The sequence below is a fragment of the Vibrio sp. 1249-1 genome (assembly GCF_033340495.1).
This window is the reverse complement of record NZ_JAWOWJ010001109.1, coordinates 1-533: the sequence shown is the minus strand read 5'-3', so window position 1 is coordinate 533 and position 533 is coordinate 1. Positions and strand designations below refer to the sequence as shown.

At 47.8% G+C, this 533-nt stretch carries 2 protein-coding genes; both read right to left on the bottom strand.

Going from position 1 to position 533, the window contains the following annotated elements:
- Positions 1-18 precede the first annotated feature (18 nt).
- A complete protein-coding gene (locus R7Z50_RS30725) occupies positions 19-393 on the bottom strand; it encodes a primase C-terminal domain-containing protein (protein WP_318150181.1) in 375 nt (124 codons plus the stop codon).
- Positions 394-417: 24 nt separating this feature from the next.
- Positions 418-533: replication initiation protein (locus R7Z50_RS30720; protein WP_318150182.1), on the bottom strand; the 116-nt coding region annotated here is incomplete at its 5' end.

Genomic DNA, 533 nt, shown 5'->3' with positions numbered 1-533 from the left:
CTTGTTTAGTGCCACACATTACAATTTGCCAGTCGACTTCCAACGGAAGTAAGTTCTTCGACTGATACCAAGCTCAACCCAAGGTTCGTTAAGGCTAGGTCTACCTCCACCTTTTGAAACTTTTCCACCCTTAGCACCTTTCTTAGCGTGCCATTGGCTTTTCTTTTCTGGCGTGAATTCTCGATACGTCCAGTTAGCGATCGACTTCGCTATCGCTTTAACCTCTGAAACTGGTAAAGGCACTTTAAACTGGGCATTAATGGCTTCCACTTGGTCGTAGACAGCCGAATTCCACTGACGCTTGTAGTTAGGCGCCCAAAACTCGCGAATCGCCTTATAGCTCCACTGACGCACCGTATCAAACAACTCACAATTGCGACCAAGACCTGACACTTCGCTACCACGTAACGGGTGGCCTTACAGATCGAGGTATTCCGCCAGTTCATCGAGTGTGTATTCGTACTCTGTCCAGAACTCATTTTGCCAGTGTGGGTGCAGTGGGTTTTTCGTCAGTAGTCCTGCAAAACCACGAT